Origin of the sequence: uncultured Agrobacterium sp., assembly GCF_913777885.1 — a bacterium.
Taxonomy (GTDB): Bacteria; Pseudomonadota; Alphaproteobacteria; order Rhizobiales; family Rhizobiaceae; genus Agrobacterium.
Genome location: NZ_CAJYTV010000003.1, coordinates 336,866 through 358,930 on the forward strand (window position 1 = coordinate 336,866; position 22,065 = coordinate 358,930).

Here is a 22,065-nt window from a genome sequence, read left to right on the forward strand (position 1 = left end):
CCTCACACCTTCTTCAACCGCTCCACCGCCATCAGCACCCGCTCAGGCGTTGCCGGGGCATCGAGGCGTGGGCAGACCTTGTAATCGGCAACCGAGGCAACCGCCATGGACAGCGCTTCCAGCACCGAATTGGCCAGCATGAAAGGCGGCTCGCCGACGGCCTTGGAGCGGCCAATGGTGGGTTCGGCGTTTTCGGACCACTCCGCCAGCTTGACGTTGAAGATTTTTGGCCGGTCGGAGGCAAGCGGGATCTTGTAAGTGGAGGGCGCGTGGGTGCGCAGTCGGCCCTTGCCATCCCACCACAGTTCCTCCGTCGTCAGCCAGCCCATGCCCTGAACGAAGCCGCCTTCGATCTGGCCGATATCGATGGCCGGGTTCAGCGACTTGCCGACATCGTGGAGAATATCGGTGCGCTCCATCATATATTCGCCAGTCAGCGTATCGATGGTGACTTCCGAGCAGGAGGCGCCATAGGCATAGTAATAGAAGGGCGTGCCGCGTCCGGCGGCGCGGTCCCAGTGGATTTTGGGGGTCTTGTAGAAGCCTGCGGCAGAGAGTTGCACGCGGGCGAAATAGGCCTGACGCACAATATCATTGAAGGCGATTTCTTCATCGCCAATGCGGACGCGGTTCGGCAGGAAGGCGATATCCTGTTCCGTGACGTTCCATTTTTCCGCGGCAAACTTGATCAGCCGTTCCTTAATCTGACGGGCGGCATCGAGCGCTGCCATGCCGTTGAGATCCGTGCCGGAAGAAGCGGCAGTCGCCGAAGTGTTCGGAACCTTGCCGGTGGTGGTGGCGGTGATCTTCACCCGGCTGATATCCACCTGGAACGTATCGGCAATGACCTGCGCGACCTTGGTGTAGAGGCCCTGGCCCATTTCCGTCCCGCCATGGTTCAGGTGGATGGAGCCGTCATTGTAGACATGCACCAGAGCACCCGCCTGGTTGAAGGCGGTCATGGTGAAGGAGATGCCGAATTTGACCGGTGTCAGCGCAATGCCCTTGCGCAGGATCGGGCTTTCGCGGTTGAACGCGACGATCGCCTCACGGCGTGCGCGGTAGTCGCTGGAGGTCTCCAACTCCTCCACCACGCGGGCAATGATGTTGTCTTCTACTTCCTGATGATAGGGCGTAGTGGTGCGGCCCGAGCCGGTCTCGCCGTAAAAATTCAGCTTGCGGATATCGAGCGGGTCCTTGCCCACCGCATAGGCGATTTCCTCGATGAAGCGTTCGGCCCCGAGCATTCCTTGCGGGCCGCCGAAACCGCGAAAGGCGGTATTGGAAACCGTGTGGGTTTTCAGTGGCTTGGAGGCAAGCTTTACATGCGGATAGAAGTAGCTCGAATCCGCATGAAAGAGCGCTCGATCCGTGACGGGGCCTGAGAGATCCGATGAGAAGCCGCAGCGGGCGGCGTATGTTGCATCAACGGCATGAATGCGGCCTTCGTCATCGAAGCCGAGTTCGTAATCGACGCGGAAATCGTGGCGCTTGCCGGTGGCGACCATATCCTCGTCGCGGTCCGGACGGATTTTGACAGCACGCTTCAGCTTCTTGGCGGCAATCGCGCAGAGTGCGGCAAACTGGTTGCCCTGCGTCTCCTTGCCACCGAAGCCGCCGCCCATGCGGCGCACCTGCACGGTGACGGCATTGGAGGGCACTTGCAGAATGTGGCTGACGATATGCTGGATTTCGCTTGGATGCTGGGTGGAACTCCACACCGTCACCTCGTCATCCTCGCCGGGCACGGCCATGGCAATGTGGCCCTCGAGGTAAAAATGTTCCTGACCGCCGATGCGCATCGTGCCGGTCAGGCGACGCGGCGCGACATCCATCTCCACTTCAGCCTCACCGCGTTGCAGCACCATGCCGGGCGTCACCAGCGGCTCGCCATTTTCAAGGGATGAGTCGATATCGGTAAAGTGCGGCAGATCCTTGTAGGTGATCTTTGCTTTGCGGGCCGCATGGCGGGCAATCCCGCGGGTCTCGGCAAAAACCGCGAAGATCGGCTGGCTGTGGAATTGCACCAGCGTTTCGGCCAGCAGTGGCTCGTCATGGCGCCCACCGGAGGAGACATCGTTTTCCCCCGGCACGTCCTTGCCTGTCATGACCCAGACAACGCCGGGCGTTGCCTCGACTTCGGAGAGATCGATGGACAGGATTTCGGCATGCGCCCGGTCCGACAGGCCGAGCGCGCCATGGATCAGGCCTGCGGGTTCCGGGATATCGTCGATATATTCGGCACTTCCGGTGACATGCTTATGCGCTGAATCATGGCGAAGCGACCCGTGCATCTTGCCATCGACTTCGTTCTTGGCGCGTTCGAATGTGGTGGTGTCCATGTGTCAGACCTCCTCAAGCGCAAAGCGCCTGATTTCCTGCGGCGTCCCCGATGTCTCCAGGAAGAAACGGGTCAGCAGGTTCTTTGCCGTTAGCTGGCGGTACTGCGCGGTGGCGCGCCAGTCGGTCAGCGGCTGGAAATCCGCGTCGATGGTATCGCGTGCGGCATCCATGGTACTTTGCGTCCAGGCCTTGCCCTTCAGCGCCTCTTCCAAAGCCGTGGCGCGCTTTGGCGTACCGGCCATGCCGCCGAAGGCGATGCGGATATCGCTCACCGTGCCGTCTTCGCCAAGCGCGAGATGATAGGCGGCGCAGAGTGCCGAGATATCCTCATCGCGGCGCTTGGAAATCTTGTAGATGGCAAAATGAGTGTCGGTTGCAGGCAGCGGCACCTCGATCTTCTCAACGAATTCCCCGGGCAGACGGTCCTGCTTGCCATATTCAATAAAGAAAGTTTCGAGCGGGATCGTGCGGCTGCCGGAAGTGGAGCGCAGCGTCAGCGTCGCGCCGAGTGCAATCAGCGGCGGGGGCGTATCGCCGATGGGCGAACCATTGGCGATGTTGCCGCCGATCGTTCCCATGTTGCGCACCTGTTGCCCCCCGAGGCGGTCGATCAGGCGACCGAAAGCCGGGATATGGTCGGCAAGCGTGTTGAAGGCCTGCGCGTAAGTCACTCCGGCGCCAATCGAAATCATGCCTTCCGACACGGAGATCGATTGCAGCTCGCTCAGGTGATTGATGAAGATGACGGTCTTAAGCTCCCGCATCTGCTTGGTGACCCAAAGGCCCACGTCGGTGGAACCGGCAACGATAGTGGCCTTCGGTTCCGCAGCATAGGCATTGGCAAGATCGGTGAGGTTGCCCGGAATGATGGTGCGATGACCATCCTTGGTCACGGTGATCGTGTCGTTCTGCTGGATGCCCCAGAGACGCGACATGATGGTGGAGCGCTCGCTTTCGATGGGGTCGAAAAGCGTGCTGGGCCGTGCGGCGGTGACACTCTCGGCGGCTTTGACGATGGGCTCATAGCCGGTACACCGACAGAGGTTGCCTTGCAGCGCTTTCTCGATCTCAGCCCGCGAGGGCTTGTCGCTGGAAAGCCAAAGACCGTAGAGCGACATAACGAAGCCCGGCGTGCAAAAGCCGCATTGCGAGCCGTGATAATCCACCATGGCCTGCTGGACCGGGTGAAGCGTACCGTCCTTTCGCGCCAGATGCTCGATCGTGACGATATGGGTGCCATGCAGCGAGCCTAGGAAACGGATGCAGGCATTGACGCTTTCGTAGCGCAGCGAGCCTTCCAGCAACCTGCCGATCAACACCGTGCAGGCGCCGCAATCGCCCTCCGCACAGCCTTCCTTGGTGCCCGTCAGGCGTTTGCGCAGCCTCAGATAATCGAGCAGGGTTTCCGTCGGCGCAAAGTCCGACAGAGTGATCGTCTCGTTATTGAGGATGAAGCTGATTGCGTCTTTCATGCACTGCCTTCGTATCTGTTTCGGAGTCCACCCGAATGAAGTGATTTATTCGGGTCTATTGCGCCGTCCAGCCGCCGTCGATGGAAATATGCGTGCCGGTTATCTGCTTGGCCGCGTCACTTGCCAGGAAGAGCGCGGTGGCGGCCACATCCTCGACATTGACGAATTCCTTAGTTGCCTGCAGGCGTAAGAGAACATCGTTCTTCACGGCTTCCTCGCTGATGCCACGCGCCTTTGCAGTATCCGGTATCTGTTTTTCCACCAGCGAGGTCAGCACATAGCCGGGGCAAATGGCGTTGACGGTGATGCCGGTTTCCGCCAACTCCAGTGCAGCGGATTTCGTAAGCCCCATGATACCATGTTTTGCCGCAACATAGGCAGATTTGTATGGCGAGGCCACAAGCCCATGGGCGGAGGCGATGTTGATGATGCGGCCTCTGCCTGCTGTCTTCATCAGCGGGATGACGGCGCGCATGGTGTGGAAGGCGCTCGTCAGGTTGATGGCGATGATACGGTCCCATTGTTCCGGCGGGAATTCCTCCACCGGTGCTACATGCTGGACACCGGCATTGTTGACCAGCACATCCACCGAACCAAGCTTCTCATGCGTGGTCTTGACGAGGTCGAAAATCTCTTCCGGTTTCGTCATATCAGCGGGGTGATAGAGCACGCGGGTGCCGCTTTCTGCCTCCATCAAAAGCCTGTTGCTTTCGATATCGTCGGAATCGCCGAAGCCGTTCAGCATGACGTTGCAGCCATTATTGGCGAAGGCTTGCGCGATGCCTAAGCCAATTCCGCTGGTCGAGCCGGTAACGATCACTGTCCTTAGCATGCGTTCCCCTTTTTTGACGTCGATGCAAGACTTTAGACAACGTTATGCTCAAACCGGGGGAACTGGCAATTGGATTCGAAACGGACGCCGCTTGTGGCTTGACTTTGTCTGTTGAGCATATTGTGGTGCGCGCGATTGATTTCAGGGAGGAATGAATGGGCGGATACGTTATCGCCATTGACCAGGGCACCACGTCGACGCGCGCGATCATCTTCGATGAGTCCATGAAGGTTGTCGGATCAGGCCAGAAGGAGTTTCGCCAGATCTTCCCGAATTCCGGGTGGGTGGAGCACGATCCCGAGGAAATCTGGGAAACGGTCGTCTGGTCGATCAAGGAAGCTCTCAAGAAAGCCAATCTGCAGGCATCCGACATTGCAGCCATCGGCATCACCAATCAGCGTGAGACGACGCTGATCTGGGACCGCGAAACCGGCAAACCGTTGCACAATGCCATCGTCTGGCAGGACCGGCGCACGGCAAAGCTTTGCGACAAGCTGAAAAAGGCCGGCCACGAAAAGATCTTTGCCAAGCGCACCGGTCTGCTGCTCGACCCATATTTTTCCGGCACCAAGCTTTCCTGGCTGCTCTCCAATGTGAAGGGTGCGCGCAAGCGGGCGGAGAAGGGCGAGCTTTGCTTCGGAACGGTCGATACATTCCTCATCTGGCGACTGACTGGCGGCAAGTCCTTCGTGACCGATGCCACCAATGCTTCGCGCACGCTGATGTTCAACATCGAGAAGAATGTCTGGGACAAGGAACTCCTCGACATTCTTGATGTGCCGAAATCCGTGCTGCCGGAGGTTCTGGATTGCGCCGCAGACTTCGGCGTGGCGGATGGCGAGCTGTTCGGCGCGGAAATCCCGATCCTCGGTGTCGCCGGAGATCAGCACGCCGCTGTTATCGGGCAGGCCTGCTTTTCGCCGGGCATGCTGAAATCCACCTACGGCACAGGCTGCTTTGCGCTGTTGAACACCGGCGAGGACATTGTCCGGTCCAAGAACCGCCTCTTGACGACGATTGCCTATCGTCTGGACGGCAAGTCCTATTACGCGCTGGAAGGTTCGATCTTCGTTGCCGGTGCTGCGGTCCAATGGCTGCGCGACGGGCTCAAAGTCATCGGCTCTGCTTCGGAAACCGGGACGCTGGCAGACAAGGCGGATGATGCGCAGGAGGTGTATCTCGTGCCGGCCTTCGTCGGTCTTGGCGCGCCCTGGTGGGATGCGGAAGCGCGTGGCGCGATGTTTGGCCTGACACGCGGCACCGGTCCTGCGGAGTTCGCGCGCGCGGCACTGGAAGCCGTCTGCTATCAGACGGGTGATCTTCTGGATGCCATGCACAAAGACTGGAAGAACGACGATTGCGATATCGTCCTTCGCGTCGATGGCGGCATGGTGGCTTCCGATTGGACCATGCAGCGCCTGTCCGACTTGATCGATGCGCCGGTGGACCGTCCCGTGATCCTTGAGACGACGGCACTCGGTGCCGCCTGGCTTGCGGGCAGCCGGGCAGGGGTGTGGCCGGACATGAAGGCCTTTGCCGAAACCTGGGCGCGCGACCGCCGCTTCGAACCGAAGATGGATAACGAGGTTCGTGCACGTAAGCTGAAAGGCTGGAAGAACGCGGTGCGCCGCACGCTCAGCAACATCTAAGCTTCAGCGCAGACCCATCGAGAAAATCGAAGTTTCCGGTTCAGATTTTGAATTTGCGCCGGTGACCTTCGATGTCTATCTCAAGAGTTCAATCGAGTTTAGGAAGACGAGCATGGAACTTGGCCTTTACACTTTCGCCGACGTCAATCCCAACCCGGCCGACGGGCGTGGGCCGGAAGGTGCGCGCCGCTTGAAGAACCTGCTGGAGGAAATCGAGCTGGCCGACCAGGTGGGTCTCGATGTCTTCGGTTTGGGTGAGCATCACAGGCCTGACTATGTAGTGTCGTCGCCCTCGACTGTGCTGGCAGCCGCTGCGGTGAAGACGAAAAACATTCGCCTCTCTAGCGCCGTTTCGGTCCTGAGTTCGGACGATCCTATCCGCGTGTTTCAGCAATTCGCCACCGTCGATCTGCTCTCCAATGGCCGGGCGGAAATCATGGCGGGGCGCGGTTCCTTCATCGAGTCCTATCCGCTCTTCGGCTATAATCTCGAAGACTACGACGACCTCTTTGCCGAAAAGCTCGATCTGCTTCTGGCGGTCAGAGATCAGGAAATCGTTACCTGGTCCGGCGAAAAGCGCGCCCCGATCAATGGGCGTGGCGTCTATCCGCGTCCCTTGCAGGAGGCGCTGCCCGTGTGGATCGCAGTTGGCGGCACGCCGCAATCGGTGGCGCGTGCCGGAGCCATGGGTCTGCCGGTAGCGCTGGCCATCATCGGCGGTGAATATCGCCGCTTTGCGCCGCTATTCGATCTTTACCGGGAAGCGGCGCGCCGGGCAGGCCAGCCGGTTGAGAAGCAGAAGACCAGCATCAATGTCCACGGCTTCATTGCCGATACCACCGACAAGGCAGCAGACCAGTTTTATGGCCCGCAGGCGGAGGTGATGAACCGCATCGGCCGCGAGCGCGGCTGGGGCCCGACGAACCGGGCGCATTACGATATGGCGCGAAGTGCCGAGGGCAATCTTTTCCTCGGTGAACCGGAACTGGTGGCGGAAAAGATCATCAAGGCGCATGGCGTCTTCAAGAATGATCGCTTCCTGTTGCAGATGGCAATCGGCCTGATGCCGCATGATCAGATCATGCGCGGGATCGAACTCTACGGCACGAAAGTCGCCCCAATCGTCAGAAAAGAATTGACTGGCACTGCCGATAAGGTGAAAGCCACGGGATGATCGGGCGCCTTTTGGCGCCCTTTGCTGAAGACAATGCGCAGGATATGGACGCAGAATGGTTATCTCGACGGAAGAAGAGCTCGACAAGCTGAAGGATGTTGGCCGGATTTGCGCGCTTGCGATGCAGACCATGGCCGACGCGCTTGAGCCGGGGATCACCACTGCCGAACTCGACGCCATTGGTCGCAACATTCTTGAAAGCAATGGCGCGCAGTCGGCGCCCGAGTTCTGCTATGAGTTTCCGGGCGCCACCTGCATCAGCGTCAATGAGGAAGTGGCTCACGGTATTCCCGGTCCGCGTATCATCAAGGCGGGCGATCTCGTCAATATCGATGTCTCCGCCGTCAAAGATGGCTTCTTCGGCGATACCGGCTCGTCCTTTGCGGTGCCGCCGGTCAAGAAGGAGATCGAGCGTCTTTGCCGCGATGGCAAGCGCGCCATGTGGACCGGCTTGCAACAGGTCAAGGCTGGCCGCCCGCTTGCCGATATCGGCAACTCCATCGGGGCTTTCGCCAAGAAGAACCGCTATACGCTGATCACCAATCTCGCCAGCCACGGCATTGGTCGCTCGCTCCATGAGGAGCCGAAGGAACTTGCCACCTGGCCGGACAAGGATGAAACCCGGATCATGACGGAAGGCCTGGTGTTTACCGTCGAGCCGTTCCTCTCCATGGGCGCCTATTGGGCCGAGGATGGCGATGACGATCCGTGGACGCTATTCAGCGACCCGAGCGCACCGACCGTGCAGTTCGAACATACGGTGGTGGCCACCAAAAACGGACCGCTGATCCTGACGCTTGCCGAGTAAAAGGAACTGTGTTGCACGGCTGCGCTGTAGTGCCGTCGTAATGATCAAGCCGGACTTGCCCGTTTTGCCTTACATCTTCGTAACTTAGCGTTTGCTGCATTGCGTCGTGCAAATCTCTGGCCTAATTTCTCCCCAAATCTGCTTCGCCAATAACGGCTGATCTCAAGCTCGCGAGAGTTCGAACGTGTTTCATTCCTTCTTTCCCAAACCCAAGCTGTTTTTTACCTCTGCCATTGTTTGGGCGCTGGTTGCGATCTTAGGCTGGTATTTTGTTGTCGATCCGTGGGGGCGTTCTCTTGGCTACGTGATGCCTGAGCAGGAACCCTACGATCTCACCTATTTCCTCGTTCCAGCAAATCTCTTTTTCTATTCATATCTGGCGCTTTGCCTTGCAGCTTTCGGTCTGTTCTGGACCATCGTTGCACGGGAGCATCCGTGGAAATATTGGTCTGTCTGGGGCTCGCTTCTGATCATTGCCGTCACCTATTTCGGTGTCCAGGTCACAGTCGTCATCAACAACTTCCGCCGCCCCTTTGGCGACCTTTTGCAGAATGCGCTCAGCAAGCAACCCGGTATCACCACCTGGGATTTCTACAGCCTGCAGATCGTCTTCGCGAAGCTTGTCTTTTTCAGCATGGCGGTGTCGATCCTGACCGACTTCTTCACAAGCCATTATATCTTCCGCTGGCGCACGGCGATGAATGATTTTTACATGTCGAAGTGGGAGAAGCTGCGTCATATCGAAGGTGCATCCCAGCGTGTGCAAGAAGACACAATGCGCTTCTCGGCTACCCTGGAAGGCCTTGGCATCACGCTGATCAATTCCGTCATGACACTCGTTGTGTTCCTGCCGATCCTTTTCGGGCTTTCGAGCTATGTGAGCGAGTTGCCGATCATCGGCGAGGTGCCGCACGCGCTGTTCTGGCTTGCCATCCTCTGGTCTGCCTTCGGCACCGTGTTGCTGGCGACGGTCGGTATCAAACTGCCGGGGCTTAACTTCCGAAACCAACGTGTCGAAGCCGCTTATCGTAAAGAGCTTGTCTACGGTGAAGATCATGCGGACAGGGCCGACCCGATCACGGTCAAGCAGCTCTTCTCAAATGTGCGGAAGAACTATTTCCGTATGTATTGGCACTATCTGTACTTTAATGTCGCGCGGTATTTCTACATTCAGGCAGATGCCGTGTTCCTGCTGCTGATGCTCGTCCCGACCATCGTTGCCGGCAAGATCACCTACGGTATCTATCAACAGATCGCTACCGCTTTCGGTCAGGTCAGCAATTCGTTCCAGTATCTGGTGAACTCCTGGACCACGATCATCGAGCTGCTCTCGATCCATAAACGCTTAAAGGCATTTGAAGCGGCCATTGATGACAAGCCTTTGCCGGAAATCGACCAGCGCTATTTGAAGCGTGAAGCTGAAGAGGGCGAGTTGGCTGCAAATAAGCCCACATAACGTGGGTTGAAGCCCTTAATGCTGTCTTTTCTTGATCCTCGGGCTCGACCCGAGGATTTTTGTTTCAACGGTTACGAATGGTCTGGTAACGCACGACCATCACTCGGAACAGGTCGTTTGTTCCTCTGCGCAATGCAGTGCACAGGCAACGAGACCCACCGCTACCGCTCTCTCACCCTTGCGACTTTTCCTTCCGCCGCGCATCGATCATCGGCATCGCTTCTTCATAGCTGACGCAGGCGACATCGTCCTTCTTGCAGACTTCGCGCAGCAGGCGCTCATAGGCGTTCCAATAGGCGCCGCCATTCATCTTGACGAAATGAAAGCCGAGCTGGAGCGGGATGCGTTCGCCCCCATATTGCTTGTCGAATGCGGCGCGGAAGGCCTTGTAGGCGCGCTCTTCGAATTCGGCGGATTTGGCAGGTGTCTCGATCGCCATGGAGTGGCGGACGAAGAGATTGTAATCCATGGCGATGATCGGCCGGTCGCCCGGTCCTTCAGGGATCAGCGGCAGACCGAAATGTTCGATGCCGTCCTTGCGGATGGGCCATGCCGGTCCTTTGGTGATGCTGGTGGCGTCGAAGACGAAGCCGTGCTTCTTCTGGGCTGCGGTGAGGGCATCGCTCTGCGATAGATAGGGTGCGCGAAAGCCATTGATGCCCCGCACGAAATCGTGCCAGCCCTGCGGCTCCTCATCCTTCTTGCCGATTGCCGCCCAGGCGTTTCCAAGCGTGCTGGTGAAGGTGGTAAACTCTGCGTCCCATTGATCCGCCGTCCAGTTGCCGCCATCGAAATGGCCGCAGGTGTGGTTGGCGATTTCGTGGCCTTCCTGGTGAGCGTCCCAGATGTGTCGCAGGCGCGTTGCCACCTCTTCCACCGACTGGCCGAAGCCGACATTGGAGCGGCCGAGTTTCTGGCCGGGGCCCTGATAGCTCTTGGCGCTGGTCTTGCGGTCCATCACCAGCGTGCAGGCAAGAAAATAGGTGAAATGCGCGCCGACTTCCTTGGCGGTCGCGCGGCTTCTTTGCCAGAGCGCGTTGTCGCCTGCGCCATCAAAGGAAACCAGCACCAACTGCTTTGGCTTGGGTGACGCTTGCACATCTTCCGCCTGCGCTATCGACGCAGAGGCAAGGAGGAGGGGCAGGAGGGCAAGCGAACGCAACATCAGGAACCACGCAGAATTTTCAAAAGCGGCCTTTTGAGCTTGGAATAAGGCGAAGCTTTGATTTCACTGGCTTTTCGGGGGATTTAGCCATAACTCATTGTCAAAAGATTATCTTCCCTTCCGCGCAAGGACGCCAACATGTTTCTGCTTGTCGTTTCCCTCATCCTGTTCTTCGCCACCCATTCTCTCAGGCTGGTTGCTCCAGCGTTCCGTGCGCGTCTGATCGACGGGCTGGGCGAAAAGCCCTTCAAGGGCGTCTATTCGCTCGTCAGCATTTTTACCATTGCCTTCGTCGCTTATGCCTTCAATGAAGCGCGACAGGTGACGGGGATGCTTTATTACCCGCCAGTCTGGATGGCGCATATCGCCGTGACGCTGATGCTCATTGCGATGATCTGTCTTGTGGCAAGTGCCCTGCCAGCCGGGCACATCGTAACGAAAACAAAGCATCCGCTGGTGCTGTCGGTGAAGATCTGGGCTTTTGCGCATCTTCTCGCCAATGGCGAGACATCGTCCGTCATCCTGTTTGCGTCGTTCCTCGCCTGGGGCGTGGTGATGCGGATATTCCTGAAGCGACGTGCGCGTGCGGGCGAAAATCTCGTTCGTCCGTTCGTTTCGGCGCGTGACGATCTGATCGCGGTGCTTCTCGGCATCGTGCTGTGGGCCGCTTTCATCTGGAAGCTGCACGAATGGTTGATTGGCGTCCAGCCGATTGCGATGTAGGAAACTGACGTTTCCCCCTTACATCTCAAGGAAAATAGGCTAGAAGGCCCACCAATAAATGTGGTTGGCCTTTTTGCGGCTTGCCGCAACAAGATTGCCTTGGCATGTCCGCAGACCGATCGGCGTTCGCCTCTCGGTGCGGGTAACGGAGAATTCGATGGCGCACGAGAATGATAGCTTCATCCGCGAAGTGAACGAGCAGATCCGCTCCGAGCGGTTGAGCAATTTCTGGGGACGTTATGGTGCGGTCGTGATTGGCGCCGCCATTTTGATCGTTCTGGCTTCCGCTGGCGCCGGCATCTACGAATATTGGAGCAACAGCCGTGCCTCGGCTTCCGGTGACCAGTTCGCCAACGCCTTGAAGCTTGCCTCCGAAGGAAAGAACGACGAAGCGCTAAAGGCCCTGTCCGATCTGGAAACGGCTGGCCACGGTTCGTATCCGGTTCTGGCCAAGTTCCGTGCGGCCACGCTTTTGGCGCAGAAGGGCGACGCCGCCGGAGCCGTCGCTGCGTTTACCGCAATTGGCAACGATACCAGCGCCCCCCAGATTTTCCGTGACATCGCCAAGGTGCGCGCGGCGTGGCTCCTCGTTGATAATGGCACCTACGAGCAGGTTTCAGCGCAAGCAGAGGCCCTCTCGGATGACGCTCAGCCGCTGCGCAATTCGGCACGCGAAGCGCTCGGTCTTGCTGCTTACAAGGCCGGTAACTTTGCCCAGGCAAAGCAGTGGTTCGAACTCATTACCGGCGATGCTCAGGCACCGCGCAATGTCGCGCAACGCGCGCAGATCATGCTCGATAATATTGCCGCATCCGGCAAGGCAGCGTAAATTCTCATTTCCTGCGGCACGTTGCTTGGCCCATGGGTGGGGCATGACGTGCTGCAAAGGTTTTCTGTTGAAGGCGTCGGACCGGAGCCCGTTGGGTTTCCGGTCCGACGCTATAGAAGTTAGGGCACTATCATGACTTTCACCGTCGCCATCGTCGGACGTCCGAATGTCGGCAAATCCACGCTTTTCAACCGTCTGGTCGGAAAAAAGCTGGCGCTCGTGGACGACACGCCGGGTGTTACCCGCGACCGTCGTCCGGGCGACGCAAAGCTCATAGACCTGCGTTTCACCATCATCGATACCGCAGGTCTCGAGCAGTCCGCACCGGAGACGCTGCAGGGCCGCATGTGGGCGCAAACGGAAGAGGCGATCGAGGAAGCCGATCTGACGCTCTTCGTCGTGGACGCCAAATATGGCCTTACTCCCGCCGACGAGACACTGGGTGAAATGTTGCGCCGTCGCGGCAAGCCCGTCGTGCTCGTTGCCAACAAGTCCGAAGCGCGTGGCTCGGACGGCGGTTTCTATGACGCCTATACGCTCGGTCTTGGCGAGCCATGCCCGATTTCCGCCGAGCATGGTCAGGGTATGATTGACCTGCGCGATGCCATCGTTGCCGCTATTGGGGAAGATGTTGCTTTTCCGCCGGACGACGCTTTCGAAGAGGCCGAAACCGACGTTGTGCTTTCCGGCGACGAGGAAGAAGACGAAGATTACGAGCCCGCCTATGACGATACCAAGCCACTGCGTGTGGCGATTATTGGCCGTCCGAATGCTGGTAAGTCGACGCTGATCAACCGCTTCCTCGGTGAAGACCGTCTTCTGACCGGCCCGGAAGCCGGTATCACGCGTGACAGTATTTCGGTCGAATGGGACTGGCGCGGCCGCACCATCAAGATGTTCGACACGGCCGGTATGCGTCGCAAGGCGAAGGTGACGGAGAAGCTCGAGAAGCTTTCGGTGGCGGATTCGCTGCGCTCCATCCGCTTTGCCGAAACCGTCGTCATCGTCTTCGATTCGACCATTCCTTTCGAAAAGCAGGATCTGCAGCTCGTCGATCTGGTCATTCGCGAAGGCCGCGCTGCGGTTCTGGCCTTTAACAAGTGGGATCTGGTGGAAGACGCACAGGCATTTCTTGCCGATCTGCGCGAAAAGACTGAGCGCCTTCTGCCACAGGCGCGCGGCATTCGTGCCGTGCCGATTTCCGGGCAGACGGGCTACGGCCTCGACCGGCTTATGCAGAACATCATCGACACCGACAAGGTCTGGAACCGCCGCATCTCCACCGCCAAGCTCAACCGTTGGCTGGATATGCAGGTCACCCAGCATCCGCCACCGGCTGTATCGGGCCGTCGTCTGCGCCTGAAATACATGACGCAGGTCAAGGCTCGCCCACCGGCCTTCATGATTTCCTGCACCCGGCCTGAGGCTATTCCGGAATCCTACACGCGCTACCTCGTCAATGGTCTGCGCAAGGATTTCGATATGCCGGGCGTACCGATCCGGGTGCATTATCGCGGCTCCGACAATCCGTTCGAGCACAAGGCGAAGAAGCGGTAGTCGGTGTGAAGTTGAGGCACGCGTAAGTCCGTCACTCCACGCTCTGCGTCATCCTCGCCCTGAGGCGAGGATCCATGTTTGGAAGCGCTTGATGGTGACGTTATGGATCCTCGGCTCAAGGCCGAGGATGACGGCAGAGGAATTGGCGGCGCGGGAGAGAGCGTCTTTTGTCCATGCCAACATCGCGACCTATCGCCCGCATGCGTCTTATGAACTTGAAATGACAGGTCAAACATCATGCTGATCAAGCAGAGCGACTATCATCGCATCTATCGCGTCATCAACAGCCTGCTTCTCGACGAGAACGCCGATCCGGCGACGGCGTCTATGTATTTCAGCACGTTCGGCGCGTTCATTCTGGAGCATCATTACAAGGTGAAGGCGAAGCCGAAGGGTGGGCTGGCGGCCTATAACCTCGGCGGCACGATGCTGCTCTTTGCCGATCATCGCGATGACGGGCATGTGACGGGTGCTGGCGAAAACTTCCATTGCTGGGTGGAGGCGGAGGACTGGGTCATCGATTTCATGGCACCGGCGTTTCCGCAGGCCGCGCAGGGTCTCTCGGTTCCGGCTAAGATGTTTCAGAAGCCCTTGTCATCCATGGCTTCTTCCATCAACGACCTTTCGCAGTCGGGCGACTTCTTCTTCAAGCATGAAGCAGATGCGATGGCCAAGCGCTTTGCCGACTGGCGCAAGCACGGGATGATAGGTGATCTCGCCTCGATCGCCGCCGGCTGGTTTCGCAAATCGCCGAAGCAGATGCAGAGTGACATCTCGGTCAGCGACAGCAACGGCAAAAGCCGCACTATTCCGCTTGTCGGCAATATGCTGATCGGTTCGTGGTGAGTAAATAGGACGGCCTGCGTAACCTCGCGGCAGCCGCCTGACGTCAATCAGCAGCCCGACCCCGTTCTAAAGATAACGGCAGTCGCGTCCTGACGCCTTCTGACAGTAATGGGCGCGTGCGTCTACTGAAAATGCAGGCCGCTCACTCGTAATCCGCTCACAGCGCATGGGCGGCGCAGAAGCCCGGGAGGCCGCTGGTTGCCGCAGAGGTCACATTGTCAAGGAACTGGCGCGACGCCTTTTCCCAGGAGTAGTTGCGGGAAACCGCAAGAGCTGCTTCCGGTGAGCAATCCAGCGCGGCAAGGCAGGCTTTGCGCAAATCCTCAGACAGCGCACCGGCTTTCGGATGACCGCCGAGAATATCAACCGGACCGGTTACCGGAAAGGCTGCAACGGGAACGCCGCTCGATAGCGCTTCCAGAATGGTGTTGCCGAAGGTATCGGTTTTGGAGGGGAAGACAAAGACATCGGCCTGAGCATAGGCCCTTGCCAAGTCTTCACCGGTCTTCACGCCGGTAAACAGGACGTCTGGGTGTTTCTGTTGGAGCTCGGTGCGCGCGGGTCCGTCGCCCACCACGACCTTGGAGCCCGGCAGATCAAGATCGAGAAATTCGGGGAGGTTCTTTTCCACCGAAACGCGGCCGATCGTCATGAAAATCGGGCGGGGCAGGCCGAAGGGGCGTTCGTCCTTCGGCATGGGACGGAAGAGCTTGGCGTCGATGCCGCGGCTCCAGCGCTTGAGGTTCTTGACGCCCTTGGATTGGAGTTCCGTCTCAAGGCTTGGCGTTGCCACCATGCAGGCGCTGCCGCCATTGTGGAACCAGCGTACGAAAGCGTAGAGCCAGCTTTCCGGCACGGGGAAGCGGGCCGCCACATATTCCGGGAAGCGCGTGTGGTAGCTCGTTGAAAAGCGCATACCGTGCTTGATGCACCAGCGGCGCGCCATGAAGCCCAGTGGTCCTTCCGTGGCAATATGGACGTAGGACGGCTGCCCCTTCTCAATCTCTGCCGAAACGCGTCGATAGCTTGCGACTGAGAGACGAATTTCCGGATAAGTGGGGCAGGGTATCGAGTGAAAGCTTTGTGGCGTGACCATGCAGACGTCCACGCCCATGCGCTCAAGCTCGGCATTGGTGTTCTCGATGGAGCGGACGACGCCGTTGACCTGTGGATGCCAGGCATCCGTGACGATGGTAATTCTGGTCATGCTGTGCCGACCCTCGCGCGCTTGCGACTCCCGGTGATTTACCGGCCTTCGCGTGTATGCGACGGGCGTGTTACAGCATCATGTCACAGCCTATCCAACAATCCCCGTTGGCTGCCTGCAAATGACCATTTCCCATGCTTGCGGTGCTGATCGACGCTCGGCAGGCGGCGTTCCGGTTCCCGAAATCGACATTTTCCGCAGCACAACGACAGGTCTCGAACAGACTGTCCTCGTCTTTTATGCCTTGGGCAGGAGCTCGGGGCTGATCAGAGCGCCATGGTGACCGATGACGGTTGCCGCTGCCTTGGCGGCAAAGGTTGCGGCTTCTTCCGGTGTGCTGCCGGTGACGAAGCGTGAAAGGAAGGCGCCGTTGAAGCTGTCCCCGGCGCTCGTTGTATCCACGACCTTGACCGCCTGAATGGCTGGCGCATGGCTGCGCTCACCGCCGAAATCGAGTGTCGCGCCCTTTGCGCCATCTTTCACCACGATATTGGCGACGCCGAGTGCGCGGTAGCGGGCAATGGTGGCTTCCACATCGACATCGCCGAAGTTGCTCGCCTCGTCATCGAAGCTTGGCATGACGAGCGTAGCCGCGCGCGCGCCGTTTGTGATGGTTTCCAGCATGATCTCGCGATTGGCCCAAAGGCGGGGGCGAATATTGGGGTCGAAGACCACCTGTTTTCCAGCGGCTTTCGCACGACGCAGTTCAGACAGGAAGCTGTCGACCGCTAGCGGGGTGGCAAGAATGGCGAGCGTGATGCCGGAGAAATAGACGATATCGGCAGCCTCGATGGTGCTGCGCAGATGGTCGGCATCGGTGGCAAGCTGGCGGGCGGCAGAGGTGCTGCGCCAATAGCTAAAGGTGCGCTCGCCGTCTTTCAGATTGATGAGGTAGAGGCCGGGCGTGCCGCCCTGGATTCGGGAGATGTGTTTCGTGCCGATGCCAGCACCTTCGATGAAGGACAGCATTTCCTGAGAGAGCGGATCGTCACCGAGCGCGGTGAAATAATCCACCGACCAGTCCTGCGGCAGGCAGGCGCGTGCATACCAGGCGGTGTTCAGCGTGTCCCCGGCAAAGCCCTTGCGCAGAAGACCGTCGCCAGCCTGCGAGAGCTCCACCATGCATTCGCCGATCGAAAGAAACCGTCCACCCACTGCACTCTCCTCGTGTCGTGACGCTTCGCCATTACGACGCCACAGCCCCGCTTGCAAGGGCGGTGGATGCCGTTTGAAGGCGCGATCTCACATTCAATCGGCATTCGCCGTTTACGGATCAGTCCGGGCTTTATATGGTTGGGCACCTTCACTTCGGAGATCGTTCATGCCGCAAGCCACGTCTACCACCGGACACAGAGTTCACGATGCAGACTGGTGGAGGGGAGCGGTCATATACCAGGTCTATCCACGCTCGTTTCAGGACACGACGGGGGACGGTTTCGGCGATCTTGCCGGCATCACCAAACATCTGCCCTATATCCATGCGCTCGGCGTTGATGGTATCTGGCTCTCGCCGTTCTTTACCTCGCCCATGGCGGATATGGGTTATGACGTTTCGGATTATTGCGACGTGGACCCGATGTTCGGCACACTTGCGGACTTCGACACGCTGATCGCCGAGGCGCATCGGCTGGGACTGAAGGTCATCATCGATCAGGTGATTTCGCATACGTCCGATCAACATCCGTGGTTCAAGGAAAGCCGGGCCAGCCGCACCAATGCGAAAGCGGACTGGTATGTCTGGGCAAACCCGAAGCCGGATGGCACGGCGCCCACCAACTGGCTCTCCGTTTTCGGCGGCCCGGCCTGGGAATGGGATGGAGTGCGCAAGCAATATTACATGCACAACTTCCTCGGCTCGCAGCCGGACCTTAATTTTCATAATCCGGAGGTGCAGGATGCACTGCTGGAAACCGTCCGGTTCTGGCTGGAGAGGGGTGTGGACGGTTTCCGCCTCGACACGGTCAACTACTACTTCCACGACAAGCTGCTGCGTAACAACCCGCCGCACGAACCCGATAGCGACGATGCCGGTCTCGATGCGCCGGACGTCAATCCCTATGGTATGCAGAGCCATCTCTACGACAAGACACAGATCGAGAATCTCGCCTTTCTCAAACGCTTTCGTACTCTTCTGGATGAGTATGAGGGGCGAATGACCGTGGGCGAGGTGGGCGATGGCGCACGTTCGCTGAAAACGGTTGCTGCTTACACGGCGGACAATGACAAGCTCAACATGTGCTACACCTTCGATCTGCTTGGGCCGGACTTCACAGCCAGCCATATTCGCGGCGCAGTCGATGGTTTCCAGAAAGCCGTGACCGACGGCTGGGTGTGCTGGGCCTTCTCCAATCATGACGTGATACGCCATCTGACGCGCTTTGCGGAAAATGTGGAGGAGCAGACCCGTGTCGCGAAACTTGCGATTTGCGTGCTGGCATCGCTGCGCGGCTCCATCTGCCTGTATCAGGGAGAGGAACTGGCGCTGACGGAGGCCGACCTTGCCTTCGAGGATCTGCGCGATCCCTATGGTATCCGCTTCTGGCCTGCCTTCAAGGGTCGCGACGGGTGCCGCACGCCGATGGTGTGGGAAACAGGCAAACCGCATGCCGGCTTCACCACCGCCGAAAAGCCTTGGCTGCCGGTTCCCTACGCCCACGCGATGCTGGCCGCCGACGGGCAGGAGCGCAAGCCGGATTCGGTTCTCAATCACTATAAGGCGATGCTAGCCTTCCGGCGCAGCCATTCTTGTCTTCGTGACGGTGCTATGGAGTTCCTGGAAACCAATCAGGATGTGCTGGTCTTTACCCGTCACAAGAACGGCGAGAGACTGCTCTTTGTCTTCAATTTGACACGCCGGCCCGTCGACTTCCGTCTGCCGCCGGAGCTTCGCCTGATCGAGCATCTGGGACTGCCGGGGTTTGAGCCGACATTCCACAATGACGGCGTGAAGCTGGAGCCGCTGGATGCCTTTTGCGGTCGCGTGGAGAAGGTGTGATCGGTTAAGCTTTCACTTGGCCGGTACGCCTTCACGCGACATGCTTTCTCAGATCACGCCCTTGGTCATCTCCGGATCCAGGCTGATGATGAAGCGGCGCAGGAGTGTCCTGTCGAACTGCTCTTCATGCGCCATCATCCAGGTCAGGGCCTGTTGCGACGACCAGCCTTTCTTGTAGGAGCGGGCCGAGGTCAGCGCGTCGAACACGTCGCAGATCGTGCTCATCCGAACCTCGTTGCTGATCTTGTTGCTTTTAATTCCGTTCGGATAGCCCTTGCCGTCCAGACGTTCATGATGAGAAAGGCAGATGTCCAGAACGATCTGAGGCATGCCCTCCTGCTTCTTCAGAATCCGATGGCCTTGTTCAGTGTGATTTTGAACGATAATTCTTTCTTCAGCGTCGAGCGGTCCCTGTTTGTGCAGGATGTGGATCGGGATTGCGAGCTTGCCGACATCATGCAGCAGGCCTGCAATACACAAGAGCTGGACGGTCTTTTCATCCATCTCGAGCGACCGGGCAAAGTGGACAAGAAGCGCTGCGACGGAGAGCGAATGCACGAAGGTGGCCGTATCGCGCGACCGCAGGCGAGACATGCCCATGAAAAGCGAGGGATTTTCGTCCATAGTCCGGCCAACGTCGTCGGCAAGCGGAGTGAAGGCATCTATGCTGATGTCTTTACCCTCGAAGACGCCCTGAAGAAGCGTTCTTGTCTCGTCCGCCTGAGAATGAATCCGCTGCGCGACGAGAAGTTTTTCCTCTTTGGTTGCAGACTTCATGCTTTTTGAGGCCGGTGAGGCGCTGCTGTCCCGAACGGTATTGTTGCCAAGTGCGGTGTTGATGAAAACGCCGCTGACTTTGCCGTTCAAGATTGATGCCAGTTGAGTAGCGTCTTTGACAACAAAACGTCTCCCAACGGATGAATCGTTTTGCCACGGACCTTCTATCGCTTCGACGAACATCCCAATTTCAAGTTGATTTTTGTCGATGCGCTTTATGACCAATATTTCTCTCCCATCTTATCGGTCAAGGATAGATGTATATATGATAGTTACGCTGTATTAAATTGATGTTATCATCTGATTGATCGTGAAGTAAAACTCCAGCTCAATGCATGGTTTTTATTGTCATTCCGCGACTTTGCCCATTTTTAGTCAAGGCGCTTCATCAATGAGTTGGAAGAGATCCACGTCTACCAGCCCTTTGTCCGAAAGTTTGAGATGTGGAATGACCGGAAGCGGTAGAAACGCGACCTGCAAGAATGGTTCCTCCAGCGTGGTGCCAAGCGCATAGGCGGCCTTGCGCAGCGTGTGCAGCGTATCGCGCACCGTCTCATAGGGCTCCAGGCTCATGAGACCGGCCACCGGAAGGGCAATCTCGCCAGTGATCTCGCCATTCTCTACCACAACGAAGCCACCCTGGATTTCTCCTAGGCGATTGGCAGCAAGCGCCATATCGTCCTCGCTGACGCCGACGACGCAGATATTGTGGCTGTCATGCCCGACGGTGGATGCAATGGCGCCTCTCTTCAGGCCGAAGCCCTGCACGAAGGCGTTGGCATGGTTGCCGTTCTTTCCGTGCCGTTCGATGACGGCCACTTTGATGATGTCGTTGTCGAGATCGACGGTCGTCTGATTGCCATCGCTCGGCAGTTTGAAACGGCGATGTTCGGTGATGATCTTGCCTGGCAGCACGCCGAGAACGGACGTTTTTCCTTGCCTTGCCGGCACACCGAAATGTGCCGCAAGAACGGGCCGCGCCTTGACGCTGTCGAGGCCGACTGGTGCGACGGGTTTGCGCGTGGCAAAAAGCTCTGGCGTAACGTGTCTGCCCGCAGAAAAGACCATGTCCGCTTTGCAGTTCTGCAATGTGTCGATCACCACGAGATCCGCGCGCCAGCCCGGCGCGACAAGACCTCGGTCTCGTAGGCCGAAGGCTCTTGCCGCCGAGATCGAGGCTGCGCGATAGATGGCAAGGGGCTCTACGCCGTTGGCGATTGCGGTTCGGATCATATAATCCAGATGGCCTTGCTCGGCGATATCGAGGGGATTGCGGTCATCGGTGCAGAGAGCCAGATAGGGCGACAGGCGTTCTGTGATGATCGACATCAGCGCGTGCAGATCCTTGGACACGGACCCTTCGCGCACAAGAACATGAACGCCCTTGCGAATTTTTTCCAGTGCCTCTTTTGCGCTTGTGCATTCATGCTCTGTGCGGATGCCTGCCGAGAGATAGCCGTTAAGCCCTGTCCCGGAGAGAAGAGGCGCGTGCCCGTCGATATGCTGCCCTTGAAACGCCTCGAGTTTCGCCATGCAGATCGGGTCTTTGTGGATCACGCCCGGAAAATTCATGAACTCTGCCAGGCCGATGACCTTGGGGTGATCGCGGAAGGGGAGAAGCTTTTCAATGGGAAGGTCAGCGCCCGCCGTTTCCAGATGCGTGGCCGGTACGCAGGAAGACAACTGGACACGGATATCCATGATGGTCTGCAGTGAAGACTCCAGGAAAAACTGAATACCCTGCGCGCCCAGCACATTGGCGATTTCATGCGGATCGCAGATCGCGGTCGTCACACCATAAGGCAGAACGCAGCGGTCGAACTCATGCGGCGTGACCAAAGATGATTCGATGTGCAGATGGGTATCGATGAAGCCGGGAACGACGATCTTGCCGCTGATGTCGATTTCCTCGACACCTTGATAGGTCTCACAGGTTCCGACAATCGTATCGCCGCAGATCGCAATGTCGGAGGCGACAAGCTCGCCAGTGACAAGATCGAAAAAGCGGCCGCCTTTCAGGACGATATCTGCCTTTTCGCGCCCCGCACCCTGGTCGATCCTGCGTTCAAGTTCAGATCCCACGCTGTACCTCATTTCGATTCTTGCCTTGGCCAATTAAGCCCGGAAAGGCATTCCCATGCAAAAGAAAACCGGGCGCGAAGAACGCGCCCGGTCTATCAAGTCGATGTTTCGGTCGGATTGTCTGGTGTCGTACCGCTTACGTCAAGCCGC

Annotated in this window: 17 protein-coding genes; 9 read left to right on the forward strand and 8 right to left on the reverse strand. The window is 58.3% G+C overall.

From position 1 onward, the window contains the following. Positions 1-2 precede the first annotated feature (2 nt). From xdhB to QZ869_RS02650, 3 genes are read right to left on the reverse strand one after another with little or no spacing between them, the layout of a single operon-like run. Positions 3-2,342, reverse strand: a complete 2,340-nt coding sequence (gene xdhB / locus QZ869_RS02640) for a xanthine dehydrogenase molybdopterin binding subunit (protein ID WP_296102333.1) — start codon at positions 2,340-2,342, stop codon at positions 3-5. 3 nt (positions 2,343-2,345) lie between these two features. Then, the gene (gene xdhA / locus QZ869_RS02645) at positions 2,346-3,815 is read right to left on the reverse strand and encodes a xanthine dehydrogenase small subunit (protein WP_296102335.1); all 1,470 of its coding nucleotides are present in this window, start codon (positions 3,813-3,815) and stop codon (positions 2,346-2,348) included. Positions 3,816-3,870: 55 nt separating this feature from the next. Continuing rightward, positions 3,871-4,647 (reverse strand): 3-hydroxybutyrate dehydrogenase, encoded by a 777-nt coding sequence (locus tag QZ869_RS02650; protein WP_296019867.1) that lies wholly within the window; start codon positions 4,645-4,647, stop codon positions 3,871-3,873. Between the two features lie 155 nt (positions 4,648-4,802). Here QZ869_RS02650 and glpK point away from each other — a divergent pair, with 155 nt between their 5' ends. The 4 genes from glpK (at position 4,803) to sbmA (ending at position 9,734) form a co-directional block, all read left to right on the forward strand. Next, entirely contained in the window at positions 4,803-6,296 is a 1,494-nt protein-coding gene (glpK, locus tag QZ869_RS02655) for a glycerol kinase GlpK (RefSeq protein ID WP_296102337.1), read from the forward strand. Between the two features lie 112 nt (positions 6,297-6,408). Then, the gene (locus QZ869_RS02660) at positions 6,409-7,470 is read left to right on the forward strand and encodes an LLM class flavin-dependent oxidoreductase (protein ID WP_296077134.1); all 1,062 of its coding nucleotides are present in this window, start codon (positions 6,409-6,411) and stop codon (positions 7,468-7,470) included. 55 nt (positions 7,471-7,525) lie between these two features. Continuing rightward, positions 7,526-8,278 carry a type I methionyl aminopeptidase gene (gene map / locus QZ869_RS02665; RefSeq protein ID WP_296102339.1) on the forward strand — a complete coding sequence of 251 codons (753 nt, stop codon included), beginning with the start codon at positions 7,526-7,528 and terminating at the stop codon, positions 8,276-8,278. A gap of 184 nt (positions 8,279-8,462) precedes the next feature. After that, positions 8,463-9,734 carry a peptide antibiotic transporter SbmA gene (sbmA, locus tag QZ869_RS02670; protein ID WP_113261591.1) on the forward strand — a complete coding sequence of 424 codons (1,272 nt, stop codon included), beginning with the start codon at positions 8,463-8,465 and terminating at the stop codon, positions 9,732-9,734. Positions 9,735-9,906: 172 nt separating this feature from the next. Here sbmA and QZ869_RS02675 read toward each other — a convergent pair whose 3' ends face one another. Further along, positions 9,907-10,899: a polysaccharide deacetylase gene (locus QZ869_RS02675; RefSeq protein ID WP_296102341.1), complete on the reverse strand. Its 993-nt coding sequence runs from the start codon at positions 10,897-10,899 to the stop codon at positions 9,907-9,909. Positions 10,900-11,037: 138 nt separating this feature from the next. Here QZ869_RS02675 and QZ869_RS02680 point away from each other — a divergent pair, with 138 nt between their 5' ends. The 4 genes from QZ869_RS02680 to QZ869_RS02695 all read left to right on the forward strand — a co-directional run bounded on the left by QZ869_RS02680 (position 11,038) and on the right by QZ869_RS02695 (position 14,854). Beyond that, entirely contained in the window at positions 11,038-11,622 is a 585-nt protein-coding gene (locus QZ869_RS02680) for an NnrU family protein (RefSeq protein ID WP_296102343.1), read from the forward strand. Positions 11,623-11,779: 157 nt separating this feature from the next. Next, complete coding sequence (locus QZ869_RS02685) at positions 11,780-12,451, forward strand: tetratricopeptide repeat protein (RefSeq protein ID WP_296102345.1); 672 nt, start codon at positions 11,780-11,782, stop codon at positions 12,449-12,451. A gap of 132 nt (positions 12,452-12,583) precedes the next feature. After that, positions 12,584-14,008 (forward strand): ribosome biogenesis GTPase Der, encoded by a 1,425-nt coding sequence (der, locus tag QZ869_RS02690; protein WP_113261587.1) that lies wholly within the window; start codon positions 12,584-12,586, stop codon positions 14,006-14,008. 237 nt (positions 14,009-14,245) lie between these two features. Then, the gene (locus tag QZ869_RS02695; protein ID WP_296102347.1) at positions 14,246-14,854 is read left to right on the forward strand and encodes a DUF2026 family protein; all 609 of its coding nucleotides are present in this window, start codon (positions 14,246-14,248) and stop codon (positions 14,852-14,854) included. 157 nt (positions 14,855-15,011) lie between these two features. On the opposite strand, the gene QZ869_RS02700 is transcribed toward QZ869_RS02695, so the two are convergent. Further along, positions 15,012-16,061, reverse strand: a complete 1,050-nt coding sequence (locus tag QZ869_RS02700; RefSeq protein ID WP_296102348.1) for a bifunctional monoglucosyl/glucuronosyl diacylglycerol synthase — start codon at positions 16,059-16,061, stop codon at positions 15,012-15,014. 237 nt (positions 16,062-16,298) lie between these two features. Then, positions 16,299-17,216 carry a sugar kinase gene (locus QZ869_RS02705; protein ID WP_296077491.1) on the reverse strand — a complete coding sequence of 306 codons (918 nt, stop codon included), beginning with the start codon at positions 17,214-17,216 and terminating at the stop codon, positions 16,299-16,301. Positions 17,217-17,382: 166 nt separating this feature from the next. Here QZ869_RS02705 and QZ869_RS02710 point away from each other — a divergent pair, with 166 nt between their 5' ends. After that, positions 17,383-19,056, forward strand: a complete 1,674-nt coding sequence (locus QZ869_RS02710; protein ID WP_296102350.1) for an alpha-glucosidase family protein — start codon at positions 17,383-17,385, stop codon at positions 19,054-19,056. A gap of 48 nt (positions 19,057-19,104) precedes the next feature. Here QZ869_RS02710 and QZ869_RS02715 read toward each other — a convergent pair whose 3' ends face one another. Beyond that, a complete protein-coding gene (locus tag QZ869_RS02715) occupies positions 19,105-20,058 on the reverse strand; it encodes an HD-GYP domain-containing protein (RefSeq protein ID WP_296077495.1) in 954 nt (317 codons plus the stop codon). Between the two features lie 150 nt (positions 20,059-20,208). Next, a complete protein-coding gene (gene ade / locus QZ869_RS02720) occupies positions 20,209-21,915 on the reverse strand; it encodes an adenine deaminase (protein ID WP_296082055.1) in 1,707 nt (568 codons plus the stop codon). Between the last annotated feature and the right edge of the window lie 150 nt (positions 21,916-22,065).